At 65.5% G+C, this 23,852-nt stretch carries 26 protein-coding genes; 10 read left to right on the forward strand and 16 right to left on the reverse strand.

Annotated elements, in window-relative coordinates; all coding sequences use genetic code 11:
- The first annotated feature begins 1 nt into the window (after position 1).
- The 10 genes from FIV42_RS11435 to FIV42_RS11475 all read left to right on the forward strand — a co-directional run bounded on the left by FIV42_RS11435 (position 2) and on the right by FIV42_RS11475 (position 10,008).
- Positions 2 to 1,030 (forward strand): flagellar motor switch protein FliG, encoded by a 1,029-nt coding sequence (locus FIV42_RS11435; RefSeq protein ID WP_141197815.1) that lies wholly within the window; start codon positions 2 to 4, stop codon positions 1,028 to 1,030.
- Positions 1,017 to 1,826, forward strand: a complete 810-nt coding sequence (locus tag FIV42_RS11440) for a FliH/SctL family protein (RefSeq protein ID WP_141197816.1) — start codon at positions 1,017 to 1,019, stop codon at positions 1,824 to 1,826. Before FIV42_RS11435 ends, FIV42_RS11440 begins: the two co-directional genes overlap by 14 nt.
- On the forward strand, positions 1,826 to 3,235 hold the full coding sequence (locus FIV42_RS11445) for a FliI/YscN family ATPase (protein WP_141197817.1): 1,410 nt from the start codon (positions 1,826 to 1,828) through the stop codon (positions 3,233 to 3,235). Before FIV42_RS11440 ends, FIV42_RS11445 begins: the two co-directional genes overlap by 1 nt.
- Positions 3,232 to 3,954, forward strand: coding sequence for a hypothetical protein (locus FIV42_RS11450; protein WP_141197818.1), 723 nt, complete (start codon positions 3,232 to 3,234; stop codon positions 3,952 to 3,954). Before FIV42_RS11445 ends, FIV42_RS11450 begins: the two co-directional genes overlap by 4 nt.
- Complete coding sequence (locus FIV42_RS11455) at positions 3,951 to 5,648, forward strand: flagellar hook-length control protein FliK (RefSeq protein WP_141197819.1); 1,698 nt, start codon at positions 3,951 to 3,953, stop codon at positions 5,646 to 5,648. Before FIV42_RS11450 ends, FIV42_RS11455 begins: the two co-directional genes overlap by 4 nt.
- A 106-nt stretch (positions 5,649 to 5,754) precedes the next feature.
- Entirely contained in the window at positions 5,755 to 6,423 is a 669-nt protein-coding gene (locus FIV42_RS11460) for a flagellar hook assembly protein FlgD (RefSeq protein ID WP_141197820.1), read from the forward strand.
- 38 nt (positions 6,424 to 6,461) lie between these two features.
- Positions 6,462 to 7,709 carry a flagellar hook protein FlgE gene (locus FIV42_RS11465; RefSeq protein WP_141197821.1) on the forward strand — a complete coding sequence of 416 codons (1,248 nt, stop codon included), beginning with the start codon at positions 6,462 to 6,464 and terminating at the stop codon, positions 7,707 to 7,709.
- Between the two features lie 163 nt (positions 7,710 to 7,872).
- Positions 7,873 to 8,067 (forward strand): hypothetical protein, encoded by a 195-nt coding sequence (locus FIV42_RS30115; protein ID WP_168210570.1) that lies wholly within the window; start codon positions 7,873 to 7,875, stop codon positions 8,065 to 8,067.
- Positions 8,068 to 8,099: 32 nt separating this feature from the next.
- On the forward strand, positions 8,100 to 9,227 hold the full coding sequence (locus FIV42_RS11470; protein WP_168210571.1) for an FIST signal transduction protein: 1,128 nt from the start codon (positions 8,100 to 8,102) through the stop codon (positions 9,225 to 9,227).
- 454 nt (positions 9,228 to 9,681) lie between these two features.
- Positions 9,682 to 10,008 carry an endonuclease domain-containing protein gene (locus FIV42_RS11475; RefSeq protein WP_141197823.1) on the forward strand — a complete coding sequence of 109 codons (327 nt, stop codon included), beginning with the start codon at positions 9,682 to 9,684 and terminating at the stop codon, positions 10,006 to 10,008.
- Between the two features lie 5 nt (positions 10,009 to 10,013).
- On the opposite strand, the gene FIV42_RS11480 is transcribed toward FIV42_RS11475, so the two are convergent.
- The 16 genes from FIV42_RS11480 to flgF form a co-directional block, all read right to left on the reverse strand.
- A complete protein-coding gene (locus FIV42_RS11480; RefSeq protein WP_141196617.1) occupies positions 10,014 to 11,009 on the reverse strand; it encodes an IS3 family transposase in 996 nt (331 codons plus the stop codon).
- Positions 11,006 to 11,536: a transposase gene (locus tag FIV42_RS11485; RefSeq protein ID WP_141196618.1), complete on the reverse strand. Its 531-nt coding sequence runs from the start codon at positions 11,534 to 11,536 to the stop codon at positions 11,006 to 11,008. Before FIV42_RS11485 ends, FIV42_RS11480 begins: the two co-directional genes overlap by 4 nt.
- A gap of 534 nt (positions 11,537 to 12,070) precedes the next feature.
- Complete coding sequence (locus FIV42_RS11490; RefSeq protein WP_141197824.1) at positions 12,071 to 13,264, reverse strand: cysteine desulfurase family protein; 1,194 nt, start codon at positions 13,262 to 13,264, stop codon at positions 12,071 to 12,073.
- A 39-nt stretch (positions 13,265 to 13,303) separates the two neighbouring features.
- Positions 13,304 to 13,609, reverse strand: a complete 306-nt coding sequence (locus tag FIV42_RS11495) for a hypothetical protein (protein WP_141197825.1) — start codon at positions 13,607 to 13,609, stop codon at positions 13,304 to 13,306.
- An 8-nt stretch (positions 13,610 to 13,617) separates the two neighbouring features.
- Complete coding sequence (locus FIV42_RS11500; RefSeq protein ID WP_141197826.1) at positions 13,618 to 14,856, reverse strand: 4-vinyl reductase; 1,239 nt, start codon at positions 14,854 to 14,856, stop codon at positions 13,618 to 13,620.
- A 57-nt stretch (positions 14,857 to 14,913) separates the two neighbouring features.
- The gene (locus tag FIV42_RS11505; RefSeq protein WP_141197827.1) at positions 14,914 to 15,093 is read right to left on the reverse strand and encodes a hypothetical protein; all 180 of its coding nucleotides are present in this window, start codon (positions 15,091 to 15,093) and stop codon (positions 14,914 to 14,916) included.
- Positions 15,094 to 15,373: 280 nt separating this feature from the next.
- Positions 15,374 to 16,240: a flagellin N-terminal helical domain-containing protein gene (locus FIV42_RS11510; protein ID WP_141197828.1), complete on the reverse strand. Its 867-nt coding sequence runs from the start codon at positions 16,238 to 16,240 to the stop codon at positions 15,374 to 15,376.
- Positions 16,241 to 16,385: 145 nt separating this feature from the next.
- Complete coding sequence (gene flgK, locus FIV42_RS11515; RefSeq protein WP_141197829.1) at positions 16,386 to 17,774, reverse strand: flagellar hook-associated protein FlgK; 1,389 nt, start codon at positions 17,772 to 17,774, stop codon at positions 16,386 to 16,388.
- Positions 17,774 to 18,316: a flagellar export chaperone FlgN gene (flgN, locus tag FIV42_RS11520; protein ID WP_141197830.1), complete on the reverse strand. Its 543-nt coding sequence runs from the start codon at positions 18,314 to 18,316 to the stop codon at positions 17,774 to 17,776. The genes flgK and flgN overlap by 1 nt, the downstream gene beginning before the upstream one ends.
- A 137-nt stretch (positions 18,317 to 18,453) precedes the next feature.
- On the reverse strand, positions 18,454 to 18,765 hold the full coding sequence (flgM, locus tag FIV42_RS11525) for a flagellar biosynthesis anti-sigma factor FlgM (RefSeq protein WP_141197831.1): 312 nt from the start codon (positions 18,763 to 18,765) through the stop codon (positions 18,454 to 18,456).
- 70 nt (positions 18,766 to 18,835) lie between these two features.
- Complete coding sequence (locus tag FIV42_RS11530; protein WP_141197832.1) at positions 18,836 to 19,195, reverse strand: flagellar biosynthesis protein FlgI; 360 nt, start codon at positions 19,193 to 19,195, stop codon at positions 18,836 to 18,838.
- Between the two features lie 9 nt (positions 19,196 to 19,204).
- Complete coding sequence (locus FIV42_RS11535; protein ID WP_168210572.1) at positions 19,205 to 20,413, reverse strand: flagellar basal body P-ring protein FlgI; 1,209 nt, start codon at positions 20,411 to 20,413, stop codon at positions 19,205 to 19,207.
- Positions 20,414 to 20,450: 37 nt separating this feature from the next.
- Entirely contained in the window at positions 20,451 to 21,221 is a 771-nt protein-coding gene (locus tag FIV42_RS11540) for a flagellar basal body L-ring protein FlgH (protein WP_141197834.1), read from the reverse strand.
- On the reverse strand, positions 21,221 to 21,907 hold the full coding sequence (flgA, locus tag FIV42_RS11545) for a flagellar basal body P-ring formation chaperone FlgA (protein ID WP_168210573.1): 687 nt from the start codon (positions 21,905 to 21,907) through the stop codon (positions 21,221 to 21,223). Before flgA ends, FIV42_RS11540 begins: the two co-directional genes overlap by 1 nt.
- A 95-nt stretch (positions 21,908 to 22,002) precedes the next feature.
- Entirely contained in the window at positions 22,003 to 22,782 is a 780-nt protein-coding gene (gene flgG / locus FIV42_RS11550) for a flagellar basal-body rod protein FlgG (RefSeq protein ID WP_141197836.1), read from the reverse strand.
- 44 nt (positions 22,783 to 22,826) lie between these two features.
- A complete protein-coding gene (gene flgF, locus FIV42_RS11555; RefSeq protein ID WP_141197837.1) occupies positions 22,827 to 23,555 on the reverse strand; it encodes a flagellar basal-body rod protein FlgF in 729 nt (242 codons plus the stop codon).
- Positions 23,556 to 23,852 lie beyond the last annotated feature (297 nt).

Consider the following 23,852-nt stretch of genomic DNA (forward strand, 5'->3'; position numbering starts at 1 on the left):
GATGGCCAACAACCCCAATTTCGAAGCCGTACCGCCCAAAGGATCGGGCATTCGCAAGGCGTGCATCCTGGTGCTGGCGCTGGGCGACCAGCTCGCCCGCGAGGTGTTCACCCGCCTGAACGAAAAGGAGATCCGCCAGTTGGGCCGCGCCGCCGCCAACCTCGAGGACGTCACCCCGCGCGAGCTGCTCGAGGTGCTCACCGAGTTCAAGCACATCTTCCAGGGCGGCTGGATCCCGTCGGCGGGCGCCGGCAGCGCCTTCCAACTGATGGCCGAGCGCGTGCTCGGCGAAGAGCGCGCCCGCGACCTGTTGACGACCACGCGCCAGACCGACCCCTTCGAGGAGTGCAACACCGTGCCGCCCAAGCAGCTCGCCGCCCTGCTCGGCCGCGAGCACCCGCAGACCGCGGCCATCGTCTTGCGCTCCATCGACGCGGAGCACGCCTCCAAGACGCTCAACGAGATGCCCGCCGAGCAGGCCTCCGAGCTGGTCTACCGCATCGCGCACCTGTCCGAGCCCTCCGAAGAGATTCGCCGCGACATCGGCGACTCGTTGGCCGAGGAGCTGCGCTACCTGCCCGGCCGCGGCGCCGACGGCGAGGAGGAGTTCGACCCCCAGCAGCACGCCATCGACCTGCTCAAGGGTCTGTCGCGCGAGAACACCGACCAGATCTTCGAGCACCTGCAGTCGCGCAGCAGCGACTTTGCCGGCGACCTTCGCAGCAAGTTGTTCATCTTCGACGACCTGGTCGCCCTCGACTCGCGCTCGATGCAGCAGCTGCTTCGCGAGGTCGACTCGCGCAAGCTCGCCGTGGCCATGAAGGGCGCGCCCGAAGACCTGCAAAACCTCATCTACGCCAGCATGTCGTCGCGCGCCGCCGACATGTTGCGCGACGACCTCGAGGCGATGGGCCCGACGCCGCTGTCGGAGGTCGAAGACGCCCAGGAGGCGATCGTCGCGGTGGCGCTGCGTATGGAAGAAGAAGGGGTGCTGAGCATCCCGAGAGGAGGCGACAGTGAGTTTGTTTGATTCCCCGTCCGACGACGTCCAGCTGATCAACTTCGACGAGGAGGACGCCGCCGAGTCGATCGAGTCGGTCAACTTCATCCAACTGGCCGGCGCGGCTCGTCACGGCCAGCCCCACGGGCTGGCGAACGTGCCGAGCGTGCCGAAGGCCGGCGAGCACGCCCACCTGGGCGAGCGCTCCTCGTTCGTCGAGGACGCCGAGGCGCACCTCGACGCGCGTCTGCAGGCGAGCTTCGAGGACGGCTACCGCGAAGGACTGGCCGAGGGCCAAGCCCAGGCCGAGCAGATGGCCGCCCAGCTCGACGAGCGCGTCGACGCGGCCATGCGCCACGCGCTCGACCAACTCGCCGCGCTGGAGCGGGCCTGCGATGCGCGGGTGCGCCAGGTGTCGGTCGTCCTGGGCCGCGCGTTCGCCGAACAGATCTTGGCGCGCGAGTTGCGTGACCACGACGGGCTGTTCGACGTGGCCACCGACGCGATTCGCCGGGCCAGCGGGCTGGGCAAGATCACGGTCAACGCCCACCCCGACGCCGTCGAGATGCTCGAAGAGCACCTGGACATGCTCCGGCGCATGCACCCGGACGGCTCGGGCGTGGTGCTGCAATCCGACCCCACCCTCGACTACGGCGACCTGCGCCTGATGGCCGAGGGCGGCCAGATCGAGAGTGTCCTCGAAGACCGCCTCGACCGGCTCGCCGCGCGCGCCGAGTTCGAGATGGCCGAAGATCCCAGCGTGGGGCTGGGCGACGAGGCGACCTCGCCGCTCGACACTGCCTCTGGACCTGACGAGGTGCTCTGATGGGACTCGACCGCATCATCGACACGCTCGGCAACCTCGATACCCTGCGTTATGTCGGCAAGGTGACCCGCGTGGTGGGCATGATGGTCGAGGGCGTCATGCCCAACGCCAGCATCGGCGCGACCTGCCAACTCGAGCCGCCCAACGCCCCGCCGGTGCTCGCCGAGGTCGTCGGCCTCAAAGACGGCAAGGTGATCATGATGCCGCTGGGCCCGCGCCGCGGGCTGACGGTGGGCACGCGCATGACGATGGCCTCCGGACAAGCCGCCCTGCAGGTCGGCCCGGGGTGTCTTGGCCGCGTGCTCGACGGGCTGGGGCGCCCCATCGACGAGAAGGGCCCGCTCGACGACGTCGACCAAATCCCGCTGGCCCGCGAGCCGATCAACCCACTTCGCCGAAGCGCCATCGACCGACCCATGGACTTCGGGATCCGCGCGATCAACGGGCTTCTGACCATCGGCGAGGGCCAGCGCGTGACCGTGATGGCGGGCACGGGCGTGGGCAAGAGCACGCTGCTGGGAATGATGGCCCGCAACGCGCGCGCCGACGTGGTCGTCGTGGCGCTTATCGGCGAGCGTGGCCGCGAGGTCCAGGAGTTCGTCGAGCGCGACCTGCAGCTTTCGAACGTGTCGGCCGACCGCGTGACCGTGGTCGCCGCCACCAGCGACGAGTCGGCCGCGCTCAGGCTTCGCGCCGCGTTCACCGCCACGGCCATCGCCGAGCACTTTCGCAACCACGGAAAGCGCGTGCTGCTCCTGATGGACAGCCTCACGCGCGTGGTCATGGCCCAGCGCGAGATCGGGCTGTCGGTGGGCGAGCCGCCCGCCCAGCGCGGCTATCCGCCCAGCGCCTTTGCGATCATCCCCAGCCTGCTCGAGCGCGCCGGCACCAACGAGCGCGGCAGCATCACCGCCGTCTACACCACGCTCATCCAGGGCGAAGACGAAGAAGACCCGGTCGCCGACGCGGTGCGCGGCACCGTCGACGGCCACATCGTGCTGTCGCGCCGACTGGCCGAGGCGGGCCAATACCCCGCCATCGACGTCGCGCGCAGCCTCAGCCGCGTGATGCCCCAGATCTCCGAGCCGGAGCACCAGCAGGCCGGCCGCGAGTTTCGCACCCTACTCAACGACTTCCGCGAGGTCGACGACCTGATGAGCCTGGGCGCCTATCAGAAGGGCTCGAACCCGCGCTACGACCGCGCGCTCGAGATGGCCGGCTCGCTGCGCGGCTATATCAGCCAGCGCCCCGACGAGGTCGTCTCGGTCGACACGGCCATCGACGAGCTGCACGAGGTCATCCACCTGGCCGACAGCGCCCAGGTACAAGCTGAACCGAAAACCCAGCGGCGCTCGTTTCGCCGCCACCCCTCCAAGACTTACCAAACCGCCGAGGAGCAACTGTCATGACCAACTCGAATCTGCAGAAACTAATCGCGTTGAGCAGCCGTTGGCGGCTGTTGGTCGTCGGCCTGGCCGTCGGCGCCCTGCTGGCCACCGCCGTAGCGGCCGTCGCCCAAACGACCGACGAGCAACCGAGCGCCGGCGGGTTCGGCGAAGACCTGCGCCAGAAGAAGGCCGCTCTCGAGAAGCGCGAGAAGGAAATCGACAAGCGCTCCAAGGAGGTCGACAAGCTCGCCGCCGAGCTCAAAAAGCGCGAGGCCGAGCTCGACGCGAAGGTGCGTGAGTTCAACAAGAAGCGCGCCGAGGAGATGCAGGCCCAGGAGCAGGAGAAGAAGGCCGAGGAGAAGCAGCAGGCCGGCGCCGAGAAAGGTGCGGAGCCCCAAGGGAAAGAGCAGAAGGGACAGGGGAAAAAAGAGAAAGAGCAAAACGGGGCCAAGGCGGGTCAGACGCAGCAGGGAGCTAACCAGCAGGCCAACCAACCAGCCAATCAGCAGGCGGGCAAGCCGGGCGTCGACCCCAAGAAGATCGACGAGCTGGCCAAGAAGGTCAAAGCGATGAAGCCGGCCGCCGCCGCCGCGCTGTTCGGCGAGCTCGAGCCGGCGCTGGCCGTGGCGGTCTACGAGACGATCGACGCGCGCAGCAGCGGCAAGATCTTGAACAAAATGCCGCCCAACCTCGCCGCTCGCCTCAGCGAGAAGATGGTGCGGGGAGGAGGCGCGCAGTGAAGCTGAACTTCGAGGCCATGTTTGCGGGGGTGTCGGCGGCCGGCAAGGCCGGCAAGGCCGGACAAGCCGGTCAGACTGGCCAGGCTGGTCAGGCCGGCAAGGCAAGCCCGGCGGCGAGCGAGTTCAGCGCGCTGCTCGACGCCATTCGCGCCGGCAAGGTGGCCCACAAGTTCAGCGAGACGATGCCCCAGGCAGCTCCGGAGGCCGAAGGCGACGCGACGCCACATCAGACCGCGCCGCAGGCCGCCGGGGAGATTCGCGCCCGACTCGGCGCCGCCAAACGCGGCCATGCGCCGACGCAGACGCCCCATGCGCTTGGGCCTGCTACCAGGGCTGGAAGCCCTGCCTCCAATGGGCTTCCTCGCCCTCCTTCGGAGGCAGACCTTCCAGGTCTGGTCGCTACTACCAGGGCTGGAAGCCCTGCCTCCAATGGGCTTCCTCGCCCTCCTTTGGAGGCAGACCTTCCAGGTCTGGTCACTCAAACGCACGCTCCTGCTAACAGGGCTGGAAGCCCTGCCTCCAATGAGCTGGCCGCCAAAGCACACGCTCCTGTTACCAGGGCTGGAAGCCCTGCCTCCAATGGGCTTGCACACCCGCCTTTGGAGGCAGACCTTCCAGGTCTGGTCACCCATACGCACGCTCCTGCTAACAGGGCTGGAAGCCCTGCCTCCGAAGAGTTGGTCGCCGAAACCCCGCACACGGCGGACCCGGACCAATTTTCCGACGCCCTGAAAAATCTGCCCATCCCCCCGGAAGCGACGCCCCAGCAGCCGGCGGCCGCGCCGGTCGACGCCGCGGACGTCCAGGTCGTCGCAGAGCCCGCCGAGACGCCGCGTGAGCCCCTTCCCGCACAAAAAGAAAGTTTTTTGCGCGTGTCGGATCGCCAATTGCAATGGCCTAAGACCGAGCAAAAAGCCCGACCCGACGCGATGCCGCAGGCGAACGTCGCGGGTGATGGAGAAGCTGCCCCGCAACTGAGCGAGCAGCAACCGAGCAAGCCGCAGGCGAGCAAGCAGGCGGCCGAGACCCGAGAAGACGCGATGCAGACTGCCGAGACCCAACAGACCAAGCCCCAAACCGAGAAGACCTCGGCGACGGCGCAGTCTGCGAGTGAGTCGACGCAGCAACAGCATTCGCAGCAGCAACCGCAGCAGAATCAGCACAACCAGCACAACAAGCTGCCTCTGCCCGGGCTCGAGCGCATGATGCAGAACCTGCCGCGTGGGCAGGCCCAGGCGCCCCAGGCGCCGGTGGCCTCGCGATTCGACGCGCCTCTAGTCGCCCCCGAGGCGATGGCCGAGCGTATCCGAATCGCCACCACGCGCGACGGCGGCGAGGCTCGCTTCGCCGTCGATACGCCCGACGGTCGTCAGATCGAGGTCGAGCTGAAGGTCCGTAACTCGACCGCCGAGCTGACCCTGCGCGGTGAGTCCGACGAGATGCTTCGTCATATGGAGCGCACCGCCAAAGAACTGACCCGCGCGCTGCGCGATTCGGGACTGCAGACCGGTTCGGTCAGCGTCGAGTCGCAGAGCCCGCAGACCGGTCAGGGACGCGACGGGCGCAAAGAGGCGCATAACCCATCGGGTCATAAGGCCACGTCGGGCGCGCCCGGTGAGGGCCGCGAAGCCGGCGACGGTGCGCCCAGCGCGCCGCGCAAGAATCACGACGGTCTCGTGTACGTCGTTGCATAAACCTTCGGTGCGAGGGCCCTGCCCTCTTCCACGAGCGCTGGAAGCACTCGCACCGATTTTTTGGGTGCGAGGGCAACTCTAGCCTCGCACCGGTTTTGGAGAACGCATGAAGATCGACAACGCCAGCGCCGCCCAGCAGAGCCAGGCCAATTCGGCCAGCCAGCGTCCGCCGGACCAGATGGGCAAAGAGGAGTTTCTGAAGCTGCTCACCATGCAGCTCGCCCATCAGGACCCGCTCAATCCGATGGACAACCAGAAATTCGTCACCCAGCTCAGCCAGCTGGCCAGCGTCGAGCGCCTCGAGAACCTGTCGATGGCGATGAACAACATGGCGATGGCCCAGTCGGCCAACACCAGCGCGCAGGTCGTCAGCTTTATCGGCAAGTCGGTGCGGATCGGCTCCAACGAGTTCGAGATGCAAGGCGGCGAAGCGGCCCAGGAGATCGGCTTTTCGGTCCCCGAGGACGCCGCGCGCGTCGAGGTCACCATCAAGGACAAAGACGGCAACGTCGTTCGGACCATCGAGATGGGCGGCTGCGACAAAGGCGAGCATGCGGTCGAGTGGGACGGCCTGGCCGACGACGGAACCCCCGTCGACGACGGCGACTACACCTTCGACGTCAAAGCATACGACAGCGAAGACGAAGAGATGGCCGCCAGCGAAGAGGTCGAGCGCACCGTCAAGGGCGTGACCTTCAACGGCGGCTTCCCGCAACTGTTGATCGGCGACGACAAGTCCGTCCCCCTGGGACAGGTCAAAGAAGTCCGCGAATAGAACCCCTGAACCCCTTAATTTAGCTCCCCGGTGCAAATATGAGCATTCTCAAGTCAATGAATATCGGCGTCAGCGGCCTTCGCGCGAACGGTCGCTCCATGTCCACCATCGGCGACAACATCGCCAACGTGAACACCGTGGGCTACAAGCGCAGCCGCACAAACTTTAACGACGTGCTCGCCGCGACCACCATGGGCGTGGGCGACGGCGTGGGGGTCGGCGGCCAGCAACAGCACTTCGAGCAGGGAACCCTCGAGATGACCGGCGTGTCGACCGACATGGCGATCACCGGCCGCGGCTTCTTCGCCGTGCAGGGCACCGTCGACGGGCGCGAAGGCGAGTTCTACACCCGCGCCGGCCAATTCATGGTCAACAAGGACGGGCTGATGGTGACGACCGGCGGGCTGAAGCTGCAGGGCTACGGGGTCGACTCCAACGGCGAGATCAACCAGGCGTCGGTGGGCGACCTGCAGGTCGGCGGCATCACCGCCCCGCCGCAGGCGACCACCGAGATGGAGGTCGGGGTCAACCTCGACGCCGACGAAGAGGTGCTCACCGACCCGTGGGACCCGGCCAACCCGTCGGAGACGAGCAACTACTCGACCAGCGTGACGATGTACGACTCGCTGGGCAACGCCATCGAGACCGAGGTCTACTACCGCAAGACCGGCCCCAATAGCTGGGAGTACCACGCCATGGTCGACGGCGGCGACGTCACCGGTGGTACCGCGGGCACGCCCACCGAGATCGGCACGGGCACGCTCGACTTCGACACCGACGGCAACCTGACCACGGCGATGCCGGTCAACGTCAGCTTCAACCCGATCAACGCCACCCAGCCCCAAGACGTGACCATCGACTTCACCGGCACCACCCAATTCGCCGGCGACTCGACCTTGCGCGAGCTCGACCAGGACGGTTTTACCTCCGGAGAACTTCGCGACCTCGAGATCGCCCAGGACGGCACGATCACGGGCATCTTCTCGAACGGCGAGCGCCAGACGCTCGGCCAGGTGGCCCTGGTCGACTTCCAGGCCCCCGAAGGCCTGAACCGCTTGGGCAACAACCTGTGGGATGAGAGCCAGATGAGCGGCGAGCCGATGATCGGCACGCCCGGCAGCGGCGGCCGAGGTGGCGTGGCCGCCGGGGCGCTCGAAGGCTCGAACGTCGACCTCGCCCACGAGTTCGTCAAAATGATCGCCTCGCAGCGTGGCTATCAGGCCAACGCCCGCACGGTGACCACCGGCGACGAGATGCTCCAGGAGGCGATGAACCTGAAGCGTTAATGAGAGGGCGGAGCGTTGATGCACCAAGTCGCGCTCCATTACGTTTTTTCTAAAAAACCGAGCAACAGGTGTCGATGTAATCGGCAGATCTGTCGCGATGCCGGGAGGTTTGAGACGCACGCAAACCTCCCGGCATCTTTTTTAGCAGTACGAGGAGGCATCCATGGAGAACTTGAGCGCTGTGAAAGCGGCCCTGGAAGCGGAGATCGGCAACCCGATCGCCTTCAAGTCGGTGGCGGTGCGCATCTTTTTGCGCACTGGCGTCAACTTGCAGGAGGACACGAGCGCACTCGACGCAGACGCGGACAAGGTGGCCGAGGTCCAATCAGAAGCACGCGAAATGGGTTACCTGTCTTGAATCCCGCATCCTCGAGCCCCGAAGGAGTCATTATGTCACAGTCCATCTTTACCTCGCACACCTCCGCCGGCGACGCCGCCGAAGCGGCTCGTGAACTCACCAGCGGCTTTGCAGACGCCGACATCGCCGTCGCCGCCTTCTTTTGCGCCCCCGACCACGACATCGCCGCGGTCGGCGAGCAGTTGGTCGAAGCGCTACCCGACGCGCAGGTCATCGGCTGCACGACCGCCGGCGAGTTTACCGGCACGGCCAGCAGCACCGACGGCGTCTCGCTATTCGCCTTGAGCGCCGACGCAGTCGCAGACGCCTCGGCCGCGCTCATCGAGTTCGGCGACGACGTCGCCGCCGACGTCGAGCAGGCCGCCGACGCGGTCGCCGACGAGCTGGGCGTATCGCTGCGTGAGGCCTCGGCCGACGAGTATATCGGCTTCGTGCTCATCGACGGCCTCTCCGGCAAGGAAGAGGCGGTCAACCGCGCCCTCGGCAACGTCGCCCCCACGCTGAACTTCGTGGGCGGCTCGGCCGGCGACAACCTGGCCTTCGAGAAGACCGAGGTCTTCTGCAACGGCAAGAGCAGCGCCTCGGCCGCCGTCATCCTGCTGGCGCACATGAGCGCGCCCTTCGAGGTGGTCAAAAGCTGCAGCTTCGAGCCCACCGACGCCTCGCTGACGATCACCAAAGCCGACGAAGACCAGCGCATCGTCTGGGAGTTCGACGGCAAGCCGGCCGTCGAAGCCTACGCCGAAGCCGTGGGCGTCGCCCCCGACGCCATCGACAGCTCGGTCTTCATGTCCTCGCCGGTAGGCCTGATGCTCGGCGACGAGCCCTGGATCCGCAGCCCGCAACAAGCGGTCGACGGCGGCGGCATCAAGTTCTACTGCAGCATCAAAGAGGGCATGCAAGTCTCAGTGATGCGCTCGACCGACCTGGTCGGCGAGACCCAAACCCACGTCGCCCAAGCCTGCGACCGCCTCGACGGCGAGCCGGCGGGCATCCTGGCGTTCAACTGCATCCTGCGCCGCCTCGAGCTCGACGCCGACGACGCCCACGAGGCGTTCCGCGAGTCGTTCCCGGCGCCGGTGGCGGGTTTTCATACGTACGGTGAGAGCTGGTTGGGGCATATCAACCAGACGTTGACTGCGGTGGTGTTTGGGGGGTGAGGGGGCCTCTCCCTCGATCTCTCTCCTTCCCTTCGCTTCGCTACGGGTGGAGAGGGGGTTTGGGCCTCTCCCTCGACCCCTCTCCTTCCCTTCGCTTCGCTACGGGCGGAGAGGGGGGCCTCTCCTCGGTCCTCTCCTTCCCTTCGCTTCGCTACGGGCGGAGAGGAAGATGTCGTTCAATCGATCTCTGTACAGGGTACGCTGCAGCAACATCTTCCTCCCCTGCGCGAAGCAAAGCGTAGCGTAGGGGAGGACCGAGGAGGGGACTCCTCCTCCGCAAGCGAAGCGAAGTGGAGGAGGACCGAGGAGGAGGAAAACAGAGCACAACAAAAAAAATCGCCCCCACACACCCACCACACCCCGATCTCACCACCCTCCACGCAACAAAACACCCTGATCTGCCGAAAACCGTAATGAAGCAGTCAAACGACACCTTCCGCTTACGGAGATAGATATGCAGATCAACAAAGCCCACAAAAAAGAGCTCTTGAAGCGCGCGCGCACCATGCGCTCCAACCCCACCGACGCCGAGCGCTTGCTGTGGAATCGTCTACGCAACAAGCAACTCGGCGGCCACAAATTTCGCCGCCAGAACGTGATGGCGCCGTACATCGTCGACTTCTACTGCGCAGCAAAGAAGCTCGTCGTCGAGGTCGACGGCGACGTGCATGACGAGGAGGGCCAGCAGGCCAAGGACGAGACGCGCGATGAGTTTCTCGAGCGTGAGTATGGGGTCGAGGTGGTGCGTTTCGGTATGTGTCAAGATAGTTGTCGCGTCTGAATTATCTACGTCTCTTGTAAATTGAGCGGCGCAAGCCGCACCTCTTCGGGGCGCGTCCATCCTCGCGGCCTTCGACTCCAGCGTGCGGGATTCTTTTGGCGCGCCTGTTCATAGAGCTTTTGGCGTCTTTGTAGCAGCTCGACGTCTTCGCCCGCGTGGCGCTGCTCGGGGGTCACCCAGCCGATCCCGCTGTGATAGTGCTCGGTGTTGTACCAGCGGACAAACGCCTCGACCCACTCAGACCATTCATGCACGCCGTCGAGCGGCTTTTTGGGGTAGCCAGGCCGGTATTTGAGCGTGCGAAAGCTCGATTCGCAGTGAGGGTTGTCGTTGGAGACGCCCGGGCGGCTAAACGAAGCGGCCACCTCCAGGCGCTCCAGCGTCGCCAGAAGCGTCGAGCCCTTCATCGCAGCCCCGTTGTCGGCGTGGATGCAAAGTCCGCTCGCCTCGACCTGTTCGGCGAGGATCGTCTTTTCAATGAGGCGGCTCGACAGCTCCATCGATTCTTGGTCTTCGACGCTAAAGCCGACGATCTTGCGGCTGAACAAGTCCATGATCCAGTAAAGGTAGACAAACCGGCCGCGTACCTGGGTGGGCAAGTATGTGATATCCCACACCCAGACCTGGCCGGGGCTGGCGGCCACTAATTCGGGCTTCGGCCTGGGCTTCGGCGGCCGGCTTGGCTGGCGGTGGGTCATCATCTTCTCTTCGCGCAACACGCGGTAAAATGTCGACTCGCTGGCGACATACTCGCCCCGGTCGGCCAGGCTGCATACGATCTGCCGGGGGCTCACATCACAGAATTCACGACCTGTGGCGATGGCGACCACCTGTGCTCGCTCCTCGTCGGTGAGCGCGTGCGCACACCGACTGTGGGGTCCCTGGCGAGCGTCCTCGGCCTGCGGGTCTTTTCGCCACCGCTGTATGGTGCGCTCGCTGATGCCCAGGGTCCGACAGGCCTGGGCCTGACGCGCGCCGTGGGAGACCGCCTCTGCGATCATGTCGAGGATGACTTGTCGCTCTTGCCGATCATGGGAGCGTCCTCGTCCCCCCACAACCGGCGCGCCTTTTTTGAGAGCACCAACAAGGCGGCCGTCTCGGCCAGCGCGGCCTCCTTTCGGCGAAGCTCGCTTTCGAGTTCGCGCTTGTCCCGTTGGGCCTGGCGCAGCTTCTGGGTGGCCTCCTTCTTGGCCCTGGTGCGTCCATCAAGCCCCTCGTACATCTGCGCTCTCCAGCGTCGAAGGTCGCTTGTATGCACTCCTTCCTCGCGCAGGAAAGCGCCAAACTCCTTGCCCTCGAGCGCCTCGGCGGCCATCACAAGACGCAGCTTTTCGGCCGAAGAGCGTCTCTCGGGTGCCGACTCTGGCTTTGCCTCAGCACGCAAGGCACCATCGAGCGCCGCCTTTCTCCACCGCCAAAGCGTCGTCTTGCCCACGCCGCTCAGCTCGGCCAGGCTCTCCGGGCTGATCTTTTCGTCGAGCATCCGTCGAACAAGACGCTCTTTTAGCTCTTTAGGATATGGACTCATCTCGGATCTCCTTGTTGCCCCTTCGTTCCATGAAACTAACAATCGAAGAGGCGACAACTATCCTGACACCTGGGGGTTTTACGAATGAGGAGGTGCTGTCGAGTACGCGTGAAGTGTTGGATGAGATTTGGAGGATTTGTTCGGTTAAGTAGTGGGGGCCTCTCCCTCGATCCCTCTCCTTCCCTTCGCTTCGCTACGGGTGGAGAGGGGGTTTGGGCCTCTCCCTCGATCCCTCTCCTTCCCTTCGCTTCGCTACGGGTGGAGAGGGGGGTTGTGCCTCTCCCTCGATCCCTCTCCTTCCCTTCGCTTCGCTACGGGTGGAGAGGGGGGCCTCTCCTCGGTCCTCTCCTTCCCTTCACTTCGTTACGGGCGGAGAGGAAGACGTTGCTTCATCGAACTCTGTACCAGGTGCGTACTGGCAACATCTTCCTCCCCTGCGCGAAGCAAAGCGGAGCGTAGGGGAGGACCGAGGAGGGGACTCCTCCTCCGCGCAGCGAAGCGAAGTGGAGGAGGACCGAGGAGGAGGAAAACAACTCACCCCACCTTCCGCAAAAACTCCCTCCCACGCCGCACCTCCACCTCCACCGGCTCACACACCGCCTCCCGCAACGTCGACACCAACCAATCCCAATTCGGCTCCGGCGTCTCCCGACACCACGAGAACCTGAGCGTGCTCGCCAGATCCGCCGGGGCGCGGCCCATCGCCTCGAGGACGTGGCTCGGGCCGCTGGTGTTGTGGGTGCAGGCCGCGCCGGTCGACACGGCGACCTGCGAGGTGAGCAGGGCGACGGCCAGGTCGGCGTCGAGGTGGGGGATGGTGACGTTGAGGACGTGGGGTTGGACGTGGCGCAAGTCGCCGTTGATGCGGGGGCGCAGCCCGCTGAGGCTGAGGACGTCGAGCAGGCGCAGGCGGAATTGGGCGCAGACGGCGTTGCGGGCGTCGGCTTCTTCGACGGCGAGGGCGGCGGCTTTGCCGAATGCGGCGATGAGGGCCGTTGGTTGGGTGCCCGGGCGCAGGCCGCCCTCTTGGCCGCCGCCGTGTAGCACCGGGGTGAGGGGGACGCGCTTGTCGGCGAGGCCGCGGGCGATGAGGGCGCCGACGCCCTGGGGGCCGTAGATCTTGTGGGCCGTGGCGCTGATGAGGTCGATGCCGGGGTGGCGCAGCGCCTCGAGGTCCTTGCCGAAGGATTGGGCTGCGTCGACGTGGAAGAAGCAGTCGCGGTCGGCCAGGAGCTCGGCGAGCTCGGCGACCGGTTGGCGCACGCCCGTTTCGTTGTTGGCGCCCATGACCGACACCACCAACGTCTCGTCGCGCAGGTGACGCATCACCATCTGCGGGTCGAGGCGGCCGTTGGGGCCCACCGGCAGCAGCTCGACGTCGAAGTCGTCGCCGTGCAGCGCGCTCAAGGGGCCGAGCACCGACTTGTGCTCGATGGCGGTCGTCAAAATGTGGCGTTTGTTCGACTGGCGGCCGAACTCGGCCAGACCACCGAGAGCCAGGTTATTACTCTCGGTCGCCCCGCTCGTGAAGATGACGTCGGTCGGCTCGGCAGCGACCACGTGGGCGACTTGCTCGCGGGCGAGCTCCACGCTGTGGCGCGCCCGCATGCCGTAGCTGTGACCGACGCTGGAGGGGTTGCCGAAGGCGGCGCCGAGGTGTTGGAGGAGGGTTTCGCGGACGCGCGGGTCGAGGGGCGTGGATGCGTTGCAGTCGAGGTTGATGGTCATGATCGATGTTCCGGTGCGAGTGCTTTTAGCTCTCGTAGGTCACAGCCGGTCGAGCACCGACTCGAGCTTCTCCTCGGTGCAGCGACGCTGCTCTTCAGTGGTGTTGACCCGGTGGTTGACCAGCACCTCGCCGTGGCGCTCGCCGAGGCGAAACTCGGCGACGAACCGCGCGATCAGACGCACCACGGTGCGCCCGGGCCACGGCTCTTCGCACACGACGAGTTGGTCGTCGAAGGCGGCCTGCAGCCCGTCGACCAACCGAGCGACCTCGGGGGCCGGCTCGACGTGGTAGATGAACTGCAGGCCGCGCAAGCAGCGCGGGTTGGGTCGGCGCTCGTAGGGCATCGCGACGCTCAGCCCTCTTTGGTGACGACGATTTCGCTGAAATCATCGCCCTGCGCCATGCACTTGGTCTGCTCGGCGACGTAGCGATCTTCGGACTCGAAGATCTCCTTGAAGTAGTCCTCGTCGAGCGTGGGGCCGTCGGCGATGCCGCCGGTGTAGACCAAGTTCATGATGCCGGCGGCGCCGCCCTGTGCCAGGTAGCAGATGGGGCGGTCGGCCTCGCCGTACATGCCCAGCCAGCCGCGGCTCTCGTAGTCGTCCCAGATGCGCACGACCAGCTTGTCCTCGCTGAGCTCGTGCACGCGCCACACACCCCAGCCCAGCGCGTTGACCACGGCGACCATGCCGTGGACCCAATCCTCTCGGGTCTCGCACTGCGGGCGTACGACCGCATCCCACTCGGCGCTGGTCATGATGCCGCCGAAGGTGTTGAACGCGCAGCGGTAGCCTGCGTCGACCAGGAGCTGCTCGCCGTACTCGAGCAGGCCGGTGTCGCCCATGCGTCGGACGAACTCGAACGAGATCCGGTCGTAGAAGTTGGCGAAGTGGTGGGTGAGCATCACGCCGAAGCGCGGGATCAATCCCTCTTCGTTGCCGCTGAAGTCGAGGCCGGCGAGCGCCTCGAGTACGGCGGCTTCGTCGACGTTGGTGTGCTCGCTTTGGGGCGGCGGCTCTTGGCCCGAGCCCTTGCCTTCGCCCGGCGAGTTGAAGCTGTCGGCAGGCTCGTCACGGCGCACCAGCGCGATGACGCCTTCCTCGGCGCCCAGCGCCATGCACTGCTCGCAGCGCGCGGCGAAGGCCCCGGCGTCGAGCCCGTAGGCTGCGGCGACGGCGCCGGCGGCGTAGCCCTGGTCGAAGTAGGTCTGCGGCTCGGCGAAGTCGCCGTCGACGATGCTTCGGAAGCATTGGCCGTAGTGGGACGTCGGGGTGCGCACCGTACCGCCGTCGGCGTCCGCTTCCGAGAAGTCGATCGTGCCGAAGCCGTGTTGGGCGAACGCATCGGCGGCGAATTGCAGCGCGCCGGCGGCGTCTTCGAAGCCCAACTCCTCGCGAGCGTTGCTAACCCAGGCGTGCGCCACCGAGGCCGCCGCGTCGCGGATGACCTCTCCCATCTTCAGATCGGTGGGGAGGAGCAGGGTCTTCTGCAGCCAGTAGTTGTAGTGATTGCAGTGAAAGAGGGTGGGCTCGCCGGCCACCAAAGTGCGGCCGTGGGGGGCTTGCTTGGGGGTGGATAGAACGCGTGACATCGTTACTCCTACACGAAGTGTTTGAAGAAAATGCTCGAACTCGAAATCACGACGGGCTCAGCCCGCCTCGACCTCTTCGATGGCCTGTTTGAGCGTGGCGACAAGATCGGGGGACAGCGGCTTGTCGCGGTCCATCTCGGAGAGTTCGGGCATTTGCTTCCGCAAGATCACGCGCACCATGATCATGCGCCCGCTATTTCCGGGAAATAGGTCGTTGAGGGTGGTACTGCTCGACACGTGGGTACCTCCGTTGTCATTCGGTGAATGGCCGATTGTTGTGACGCCAACCCCCCACCTGAGTTAGCTCTACGTGCATCGACACGGAGCACAGCGAGTTTTAGAAAATTTTTCGCGAGGGCAGGGATGAGGCTGTCGCAGAAGCTCGGCGCCGTTTGGAGGCAGCGCTTCCAGCGCTGGTTACAGAAACGTGCGGCCTTGCAACCAGCGCAAGATGCGCTGCCTCCAAAGGCTTTTGCGACAACCTCAGGGATGCCCCGCACCTAAAACGAGAGGATTTTTAGAGTTTCATAAGCAGGTCGGACGACTTGAGCCGTCCGGCCACCTCGGCGGTGGCTTGCAGCGCGGAGGTGATCGACTCGAGGCGTGAGGCGGCCTCGGCGACGTCGGTCGACTCGAGGCGCGAGGCGTCGACCTCACTCTGGAAGGAGATCGCCTCGGAGAAGGCGGCGGCGTGGTCGAGCGCGTCGAGGCGGCTGCCGGCGATCTGGCGAGAGTGGTTGAGCTGCTCGATGGAGCCGTCGATGTCGGTGATCAGCGCGCGGGCGGCGTCCTGGTCGCCGGCGCGCAGCGCCTGCTCGAGTTGGTCGAGCACGAAGGGGATGTCGATGTTCCCGGCGAACGCCTCGGCGCCCGAGAGCTGCTCGATCTTGGTCGTCGGCGCGACCTCGACCTCGCGAAGCCGCGTGCTCCCCACGTAGCCGCCGGCGTCGTACGGCGGCTGGCCGTCGGCGATGCCGCCGAACAGATACCGCCCCTGATGCTTGGTGTTGATCGTCTGCACGAGCGCCTCGCGCATCTCGGCGATCTCGTCGGCCCCGCCGTCGAGCACGGCCTGCGACTTGAGCCCGCTGGCCATCTGCACGGTCAACTCTTTGACGCGCACCATGATGTCGTCGGCGTTGCCCAGCGCGGCGTCGGCGGCCTGCATCTCCTCGCGCACCCGGGCGTTGACCTCCAGATACGCCTTCTGGCGAGCATCGGCGGCCTCGATGCGCGACAACATCGCCGCGGCGACCGGATCGTCGCTGGGTCGATTGACCTGCTTGCCGCTCGAAATCTGCTCGATCGTCTCTTGAAGCCGCGACTGATTGGTGCGCAGCCGGTCGACCAACGACAAGTACTTGTTATGTTCGGTGACACGCATGGTGCTATTTCCTACAGATCCCCCAGCTACGCTTCGCTTCGTGGGGGGCTATCAAATTTTTGGCTCCGCCCTCCGATCCCCCAGCTACGCTTCGCTTCGCAGGGGGCTATCACTTGTTTAGTGAATCGAGGCGAACGCGCTAACGCTACCTCTTGATCGACAGGATCGTATCAAACATCTCATCACCCACCTGAATCAACTTCATCGACGCCTCGAAGGCCCTCTGGGCCTGCGTCATCGCGACCATCTCCTCTTCGAGGGAGACGCCCGAGACCGACGCTTCCAGGCTTTCGAGCTGGGCGAGGCTCGCCGAGGCGGCTTCGGCCATGTTGGAGGCGGACGCGACGGATTTGCCTACTGCGATCGCCACGCCGCGGCTGCCCTGGCGCAGGGTGTTGCCGGAGCTGAGCGCGGCGTCTTGGAGCGTCAGCATCTGCTCGATATTGCCGTTGCCGCCGGGCACGCCCGCCGGGTCGGCGGCGGTGGCCAATGCGTCGGGGTTCGTGGTGACCAGCGAGCTGACCTGCAGGTTGCGCGCGGCGCCGTCGGGCGAGCCGAGGGGCACGAAGAAGTCGCGCCCGCCCACGCCGTCGGTGCCTACGCCGGCCCCGTGTACGGCGTTGAACTCGTTGGCGAAGTCGTAGGCGAGCTGGTCGAGGTCGGCGATCTGGCCGGCGAGTAGCTCGTTGTGCGAGTCGAGCAGGCCGCCCAGGCCGCCGCCGGGCGTGTCGAGTTTGCGCGGGGCGGCCGCGCCCCCGTCGAGCAGGAGCTGCAGCTCGCCGGCCGCGGTGCGCTCGACCTGCAGCGTGCGCGCCTTGCCGGCTTCGACCAGCGCCGCGCCGCTCTTGTCGATGAGCTGGATGGTGCCCGCCTCGCGGGGGACGACGTCGACCGAGATCTGCTCGGAGACGCCGGCGATGAGCCGATCGCGCTTGTCGATGAGTTCGCCGGCGTGCTGGCCGGCCTGCACGGCTTGCTTGATGCGTCCGTCGAGCTGGGCGATCTGCTCGAGGTCGCCGTTGAGCGAGTCGACGCGCGCCTGCATCCCCGTAAAGATCTGGTCCTGCTGGTCGGCCATCGCCTTTCGCGTACGCGAGAAGCGCCGGGTCATCTCCTGGGCCGACTCGATAAAGTCCTGGCGCTCGATGGCGCCCGAGGGGTTCGACGACAAGTTGCGAAGGCTCGAGAAGAAGCTGTCGACTTGCGAGGCGAGGTCCTGGCCGTTGCCGGGGTTGAGGGCGGCCTCGACGATCGATTCGGCCTCGATGCGGGCGGCCTGGTAGCCGAATTCGCCGCGATGATGGGCGAGCTGGCGGTCGATGAAGGGGGCGCGGACAGACTCTTGTGCGCCGACTTGCACCCCGCGAAGCTCGGGGTTGGCGTAGGCGCCGCCCAGGGTGGTCAGCTCGACGCGTTGACGTCGGTATCCGGGCGTAGATGCATTGGCAATATTATTCTGGACGGTCTCCATCCGACTCTGGTGGCTGAGCAGAGCGGTGCGGCCCAGCGAGAGTAGATTTCCGACCGAACTCATCAGATTTTACTCCTGATCGCGCTCAGCGAGCGTCGTTTCATGCGCCCGTTGGCGTTGTAGGTGGTCGACGCAGCGGCGCCGCTGATCTCGCCGATATACGCTTCGATCCAGCTCAGAGAGCGGCTCACCAGCGACTGGTTCACAGAGTTCAGCTCGGTGACCACGTCGACCAGGGCTTCGAAACGATCGGCTTTGTCGCCTAGCTTGCTGCTCAGCTCCGGGTCGGCCTGAGCGGCGAGCCCGCGCAGCGCGTCGGGCATCGACTCGGGCAGGCTCGCCTGGTCGCGGCCGGCGTCGTTCCACAGCCGGCTCAGCGCGGTGCGGCGCTCGGCGCCGTCGCGCTCGAAGCCTTCCAGCAGGCCGCGCTTGCGATCGAGCGTGCTCAACAGGCTGCCCACGTCGAAGACGGTGACGTACTCACGCTCTTTTTGCAGACATTCGGTCAGCTCCACCAGACGTGCCTCGGCGCGAGCGAGAACCGCTTCGAGGGCTTCAACGTGCTTGGTATCGAAAATCTGCATGGTATCCGTCGAGGTATTCATCGGGCGGTGCTCCAAAGGTTCTGCCGAATCTGATCGGGAGATCCGTGGGCCGGCGGGCTCACAATGAGGCCACAAGTCCACGGCGGCTCGTTCGTCTTGCAGAGGATCGAGTCGGCAGCCGTAGTCTCAGCGCGCGCTCAACTGTCGCCCAAGATTTCGATGGCAGCACCGTCACCGAGCATCCGATCGGCCAGGCCCTGCAAGTCGGGCTTGTACTCACCCGAGCGGATCGCGGCCTTGAGCTCTTCGAAGGCGACGTCGTCGACCGGCGATTGCATGGCAATGTCGGTCAACTCGTTGAGATGACGAGAAGCACTCACGTCCACCGAGTCGCGTGCGTTGGCGGCATTTTGCTCGCCAGTCTCGCTTTGCACCTCTGCGGCTTTCTCAGAGCCGCCGGCTTTGTTCACGCGCGTGGAGGGCGTGTTATTCAGATTGATGATTTTCATGGTCTTCTCTCACGGCTATCGGGGTCTCGACACTCTGCGTGGAGTACATCGACACGCGTAAGTATGAGCTTTAAAAATTATTTCCCTTTTTTTCCGTTTCGTCCGAAAGGCCCCAGGCTCGCTCCAAAAGCCGAGCGATTCCAAGCTCTCCTCGGTCGGCGGCCATGTCGGCGACGCGCTCGGAGAGCATATCCTGATAGAACTCTCCGGCCAATTGTTTGTCGGCGCCCATCGCCGACGATTGGTTCATCTGCTTGAAGAGTTGGCGGGCAAAAATTGCCTCGAACTCTTTGGCGGCCTCGCGCATCTTCTCCGATCGCTCGGTGTTTGGTCGCTCGCCACTTTTGCCCACAGCGCCGGCCTCGCCGCTCAGCTGGGCGCGCTGGGTAAGCTGCAGTTGTTGGATGGCGCTCAGGTTCATCGTGCTCATGAATCGTCCTTACTGGATAACCAGTTTGGCGTTGAGGGCTCCGGCCGACTTGATTGCCTGCAAGATCGCGACCAGGTCGCGAGGCGTGGCGCCCAAAGCGTTGAGTCCGGCCACCACATCGCCGATGGTCGCCTCCGGCGCGACCACCCGAAGCGCGCGGTCCTGCTCGTTGGCCGACACGTCCGAGTCGGGCGTCACCGTCGTCTGCCCCGCGCCCAGCGCGTTGGGCTGGGAGGCGCGGTAGTCGGTCGAGATGGCCACGTTCAGGTTGCCGTGGGCGATGGCCACCGGACCCAGGGTGACGTCGCCGCCCAAGACCACCGTGCCGGTGCGCTCGTTGATGATCACCTTGGCGACCGTGCTTCGCTGCACGTCGATGCGCTCGAGGATGGCGATGAACTGCGGGACGTGGTCGGAAAAATTGTCCGGAACTTTTACCCGCACCGTCGACGCGTCGGTCGCGCTTGCGATGCCCTGGAACGGCTCGGGCTTGTCGCTCTCTTCGGCGGGCTGAGCGTTCGGGTCCTGCTGAGCGTTGGGATCGGGCTGGGCATTCGCATCCTGCGCGGGCTCGTCCTCGGCGAACAGCTCGCTGACGGTGCGCGCGATGCCTACGGCGGTGGTGAAGTCGGCCTGGTGCAAGATCAGCCGGATCTCGGTCTTCTGCGACAGGTCCAGCGCCACGCTGCGCTCGACGAGCGCGCCGTCGGGGATGCGCCCGGCGGTCACGTGGTTCTTGGTCACCGAGTTGCCCCCGACGCCGCTCGCCGAGTAGCCCCCCACCGACACCGAGCCCTGGGCCATCGCGTAGATCTTGCCGTCGGGCCCGCGAAGCGGCGACATCAGCAGCGTGCCGCCCTTGAGGCTGCGCGCGTTGCCCATGCTCGAGACAGTCACGTCGAGCTTCTGGCCCGACTGCGCAAACGGCGGCAGCTGGGCGGTCACCATGACCGCGGCGACGTTTTTGGTCTGCAGCTTTTTCTTGTCGACCTTGATGCCCATGCGGCTGAGCATCGAGGCGGTCGACTGCACCGTCAGCGCCGAGCGACCCACGTCGCCGGTGCCGTCGAGGCCGACGACCAGGCCGTAGCCCAGAAGCTGGTTCTCACGCACGCCCTGCACATACGCGATATCCTTGATGCGCACGGCTTCGGCGTCGGCCGGCAGCATGACCAGCAACGCGAGGAGGAAGGCGATTATGTGAGTCAATTGCTTCATGACGTCCATCGGTGCGGGGGCATCTTGCCCTCGTCATCTAAAACGGCCAAATCCACCCAAAGAACCGCGTAAACACACCCGGCTTTTGCTGCTCCGAGAGCACGCCGCGGCCGGTAAACTCGATCTCGGCGTCGGCCAACTTCGTCGAGCTGATCTCGTTCTGCTCGTCGATATCGTGCGGCCGGGCCACACCGCTCACGTAGAAGTGATGTTCCTCGTCGTTGACCAGGATGACGCGGTGTCCCTCGACGAACAGGTTGCCGTTGGGCAGCGTCTTCTTGACGATCACCTGCACCGTCGCGGTCAACTGCTCGCTGCGTCCCGTCTCGCCGCGGCTCTCGTAGTCGATCTCGGAGCCGGCGGCGATGAGCTCTTCGGGGTCGATGTCGGCGTCGAGCTTCTGCAGCTTGGCCATCGCCCCCAGAAACGAGGCGATATTGGCGTTGATCTCGGTCTTGCGGTCGATGCGGGTATTCGCGTCGCGGCGAGCGTCGGCGTACTCCTCGACCTCGACGGTGAGCACGTCGCCCACACGCAGCGCGCGCTGGTCGGCGTACAGGTAATTCGACAGCTCGTTCGCGCTCCACAGCGACCCGTCGGTGCGCCCGCCTTGGGCCTGCTCGGGCTGCACGGGCATCTGGTAGTCACGCGACTTGGGCTTGTACCCGTCGATATGACTCGGCTCGTTGGCGCAGCCTGCTGCGAGCAACGCACCGGCCAAGAGGGATCGAACAGCTACGGTTTGCAGCAGCGACTTGGCCACGTTGTGGCGGTTCTTGGTTCTTGGTTCTTGGTTCTTGGTGAGCATCAGGGGACCTCGACGAGGGCGTTGGAGCGGGCAATGGCGTTGACGACGGCGTTGGAAGAGGCGCTGCGCACGCGCACGGTGTCGCCGCGCTTGCCGCTCTGCAGGGCGACGCCGCGGTCGGTGATCTTGACCGCGCCGCGACGCACCAGAATCGTCACGATCTGGTTGCGCTCCACGGCCACCGGCTCTTCGAGCAGGCTGGCAGTGATCACCTGGCCGGCCTTGATGCGCCGGCGCGCGATCTTGTGGTCGAGCTCGCCCGTGTCGGTGACGAAGCCGTGGGGGAGCCCGTCGAGTGTTTTGGGCTCCACGCGCACCATGGAGCCGACCGCGGCGTCGGCGTCGATGTCGGCGTCGGCCACCAGCACGGGGACCTCGATGGTCACCGGCGCCTGGACCCACGCCCCACGAGCGCTCTCCGAAGAGACGAGTCGAGCGCGGACGCGGCGACGCAAGCGCCGCTCGTCGAGCTCGAGGCGATAGTCGCCGGCGGGCATCTTGCCCACGACGCGAATCTTGCCGACCTCGACGGTGGCGCCCTTCCACGGAAGCGCGGCCTGGACGGCGTCTTCGAGCTGCTGTTTGAGCGGCTGCGAGTCGGCCTGGGCACGGGGAGTCCAGGCGGTCAGCGCGAGTAAGACGAGCGGGAGGAGGTAAAGAAGGCCTCTCCCTCGGTCCCTCTCCATCCCTTCGGGCGGAGAGGGAGTCCTCTCCTCGGTCCTCTCCTGGCCTACGGCCGGAGAGGAAGATGTCGGGTTGACGTAGGTCATCGGCTCGTTGCTTAGCGGATATTCGTGGTCGACTGGAGCATCTCGTCGGCGGTGCGAATCACCTTCGAGTTGAGCTCGTAGGAGCGTTGGCTGACGATCATCGAGATCATCTCCTCGGTCACCTCGACGTTGGAGGTCTCCAGGTACCCCTGGCTGAGCGCGCCGGTGCTTCCCTCGCCCGGAAGCCCCATGCGCTCGGGGCCGGAGGCGACGGTCTCGGCGAACAGGCCTCGCCCGAGGCTGTCGAGCCCGGCGGGGTTGGCGAAGTTGGCCAGCTCGAGCTGGCCGATCTCGACTTCGGCCGGGTCGTCGGCCATGACCACGCTGACGCGGCCGTCGCGGCCGATGGTGATCGAGGTCGCCTCCTCGGGCACGTTGATATTGGGTTCGAGCTGCAGCCCGTCGGCGTTGACGATCTGGCCGTTGGCGTCCACGCGAAACGAGCCCACGCGGGTGTACGCCGGCTGGCCGTTTTGCTGGACGACCTTGAAGAACCCGTTGCCCTCCACGGCGATGTCGAGCGGGTTGTCGGTCGCCTCCAGGTTGCCCTGCGAGAAGCTCTTCTGAGTGGCCGCGGTGCGCACACCGCTGCCGACCTCGAGGTTGGTGGGCGCGCCGCCGGCGTTGGGGTCGCCGGCGTTGCGCGTCTTCTCGTACAGGAGCTCCTGGAACTCGGCGCGCGAGGACTTGAAGCCTGTGGTGTTGGCGTTGGCGATGTTGTTGGCGGTGACATCGATCTTACGCTGCTGTGCCTGCATGCCGCTGGCTGCTGTGCGAAGTGCCTTATACATCGTCTACATCCTCCAATTTGGCCGTCCTCTTCGGCTGAACCTGTTCAGCCGCTCGACTTGCCCACTTTGTTGATCGCCTGCTGGTCCATCGTGCGATAGGTCTTCATGAGCTGGTGCATCGTGTCGAAGTGCCGGTGCAGCGCGATCATCTCGGTCATCGACTCGACCGGGTTGACGTTGGCGTTCTCCACAAAGCCCTGCTCGAGCGAAGCCCCCTGGGCGGGCATCAGGTTCTGTTGGGCGGTGGTATACAAACCATCACCCGAGGCCTGAAGAGCCTGAGGGTCTTGCACGTCGACCAGTCGAATCTCGTCGAGCACTCCGATCTCATCGAAGATCAGCCCATCGGGCGCGATCTGGATGTTGGCGGCGTCACCGGGCACGTAAATGGGGAGTCCGTCGATATTGAGCACGGGGTGTCCGGACTGGGTGACCAACCGCCTGTCGGCGTCGACGCGCAGGTTGCCGTTGCGGGTCAGCGAAGCCTGCTCGCCGCCTGCCCCGGCCTGCACCTGCAAAAAGCCTCTCCCGGTGACGGCGACGTCGAGCGGATTACCCGTCTCCTGCAAAGCCCCCTGGCTCAAATCGAGCCGGCTGCCCTCCATGGCTACCTGGCGGTCGGCCACGTCCTCACCCGCCAACACCTCCGAGAACGACACGCGCTTGGCGCGATATCCGTCGGTGTCCGCATTGGCGAGGTTATGGCTGACCACCTCGAGCTGGCGGTTGCGGGCGATAGCGCCCGACAAGGCTGTGTAGATTCCGTCGCTCATCGTCACGTTCGGTCGAAAGCTTTAATCATTTTTTGGTAGAGCAATTGGCGTGCCAAGCCACAATCGGCCCGAGAGGGGTGTAGGGCGGGGATTTCGGGGCCGAAAAAAAGTGGCGGGAAAATTATGCCGGGTGGGTGGGCAATTGGTTCGGGGGATGGGGGCCCGACCCGTGAACCTGCACGTGCACGTGAACGTCTCACCATCCCGCACACCTTTGTTGATGCGCTGCGTTGACGGTCGGGGCGCGGTCGTCCCCGGCCGCCGGGGTCCGTCTCGGGCCCCGCACGTGTTTGGGCA

This window comes from Persicimonas caeni (assembly GCF_006517175.1).
Lineage (GTDB): Bacteria > Myxococcota_A > Bradymonadia > Bradymonadales > Bradymonadaceae > Persicimonas > Persicimonas caeni.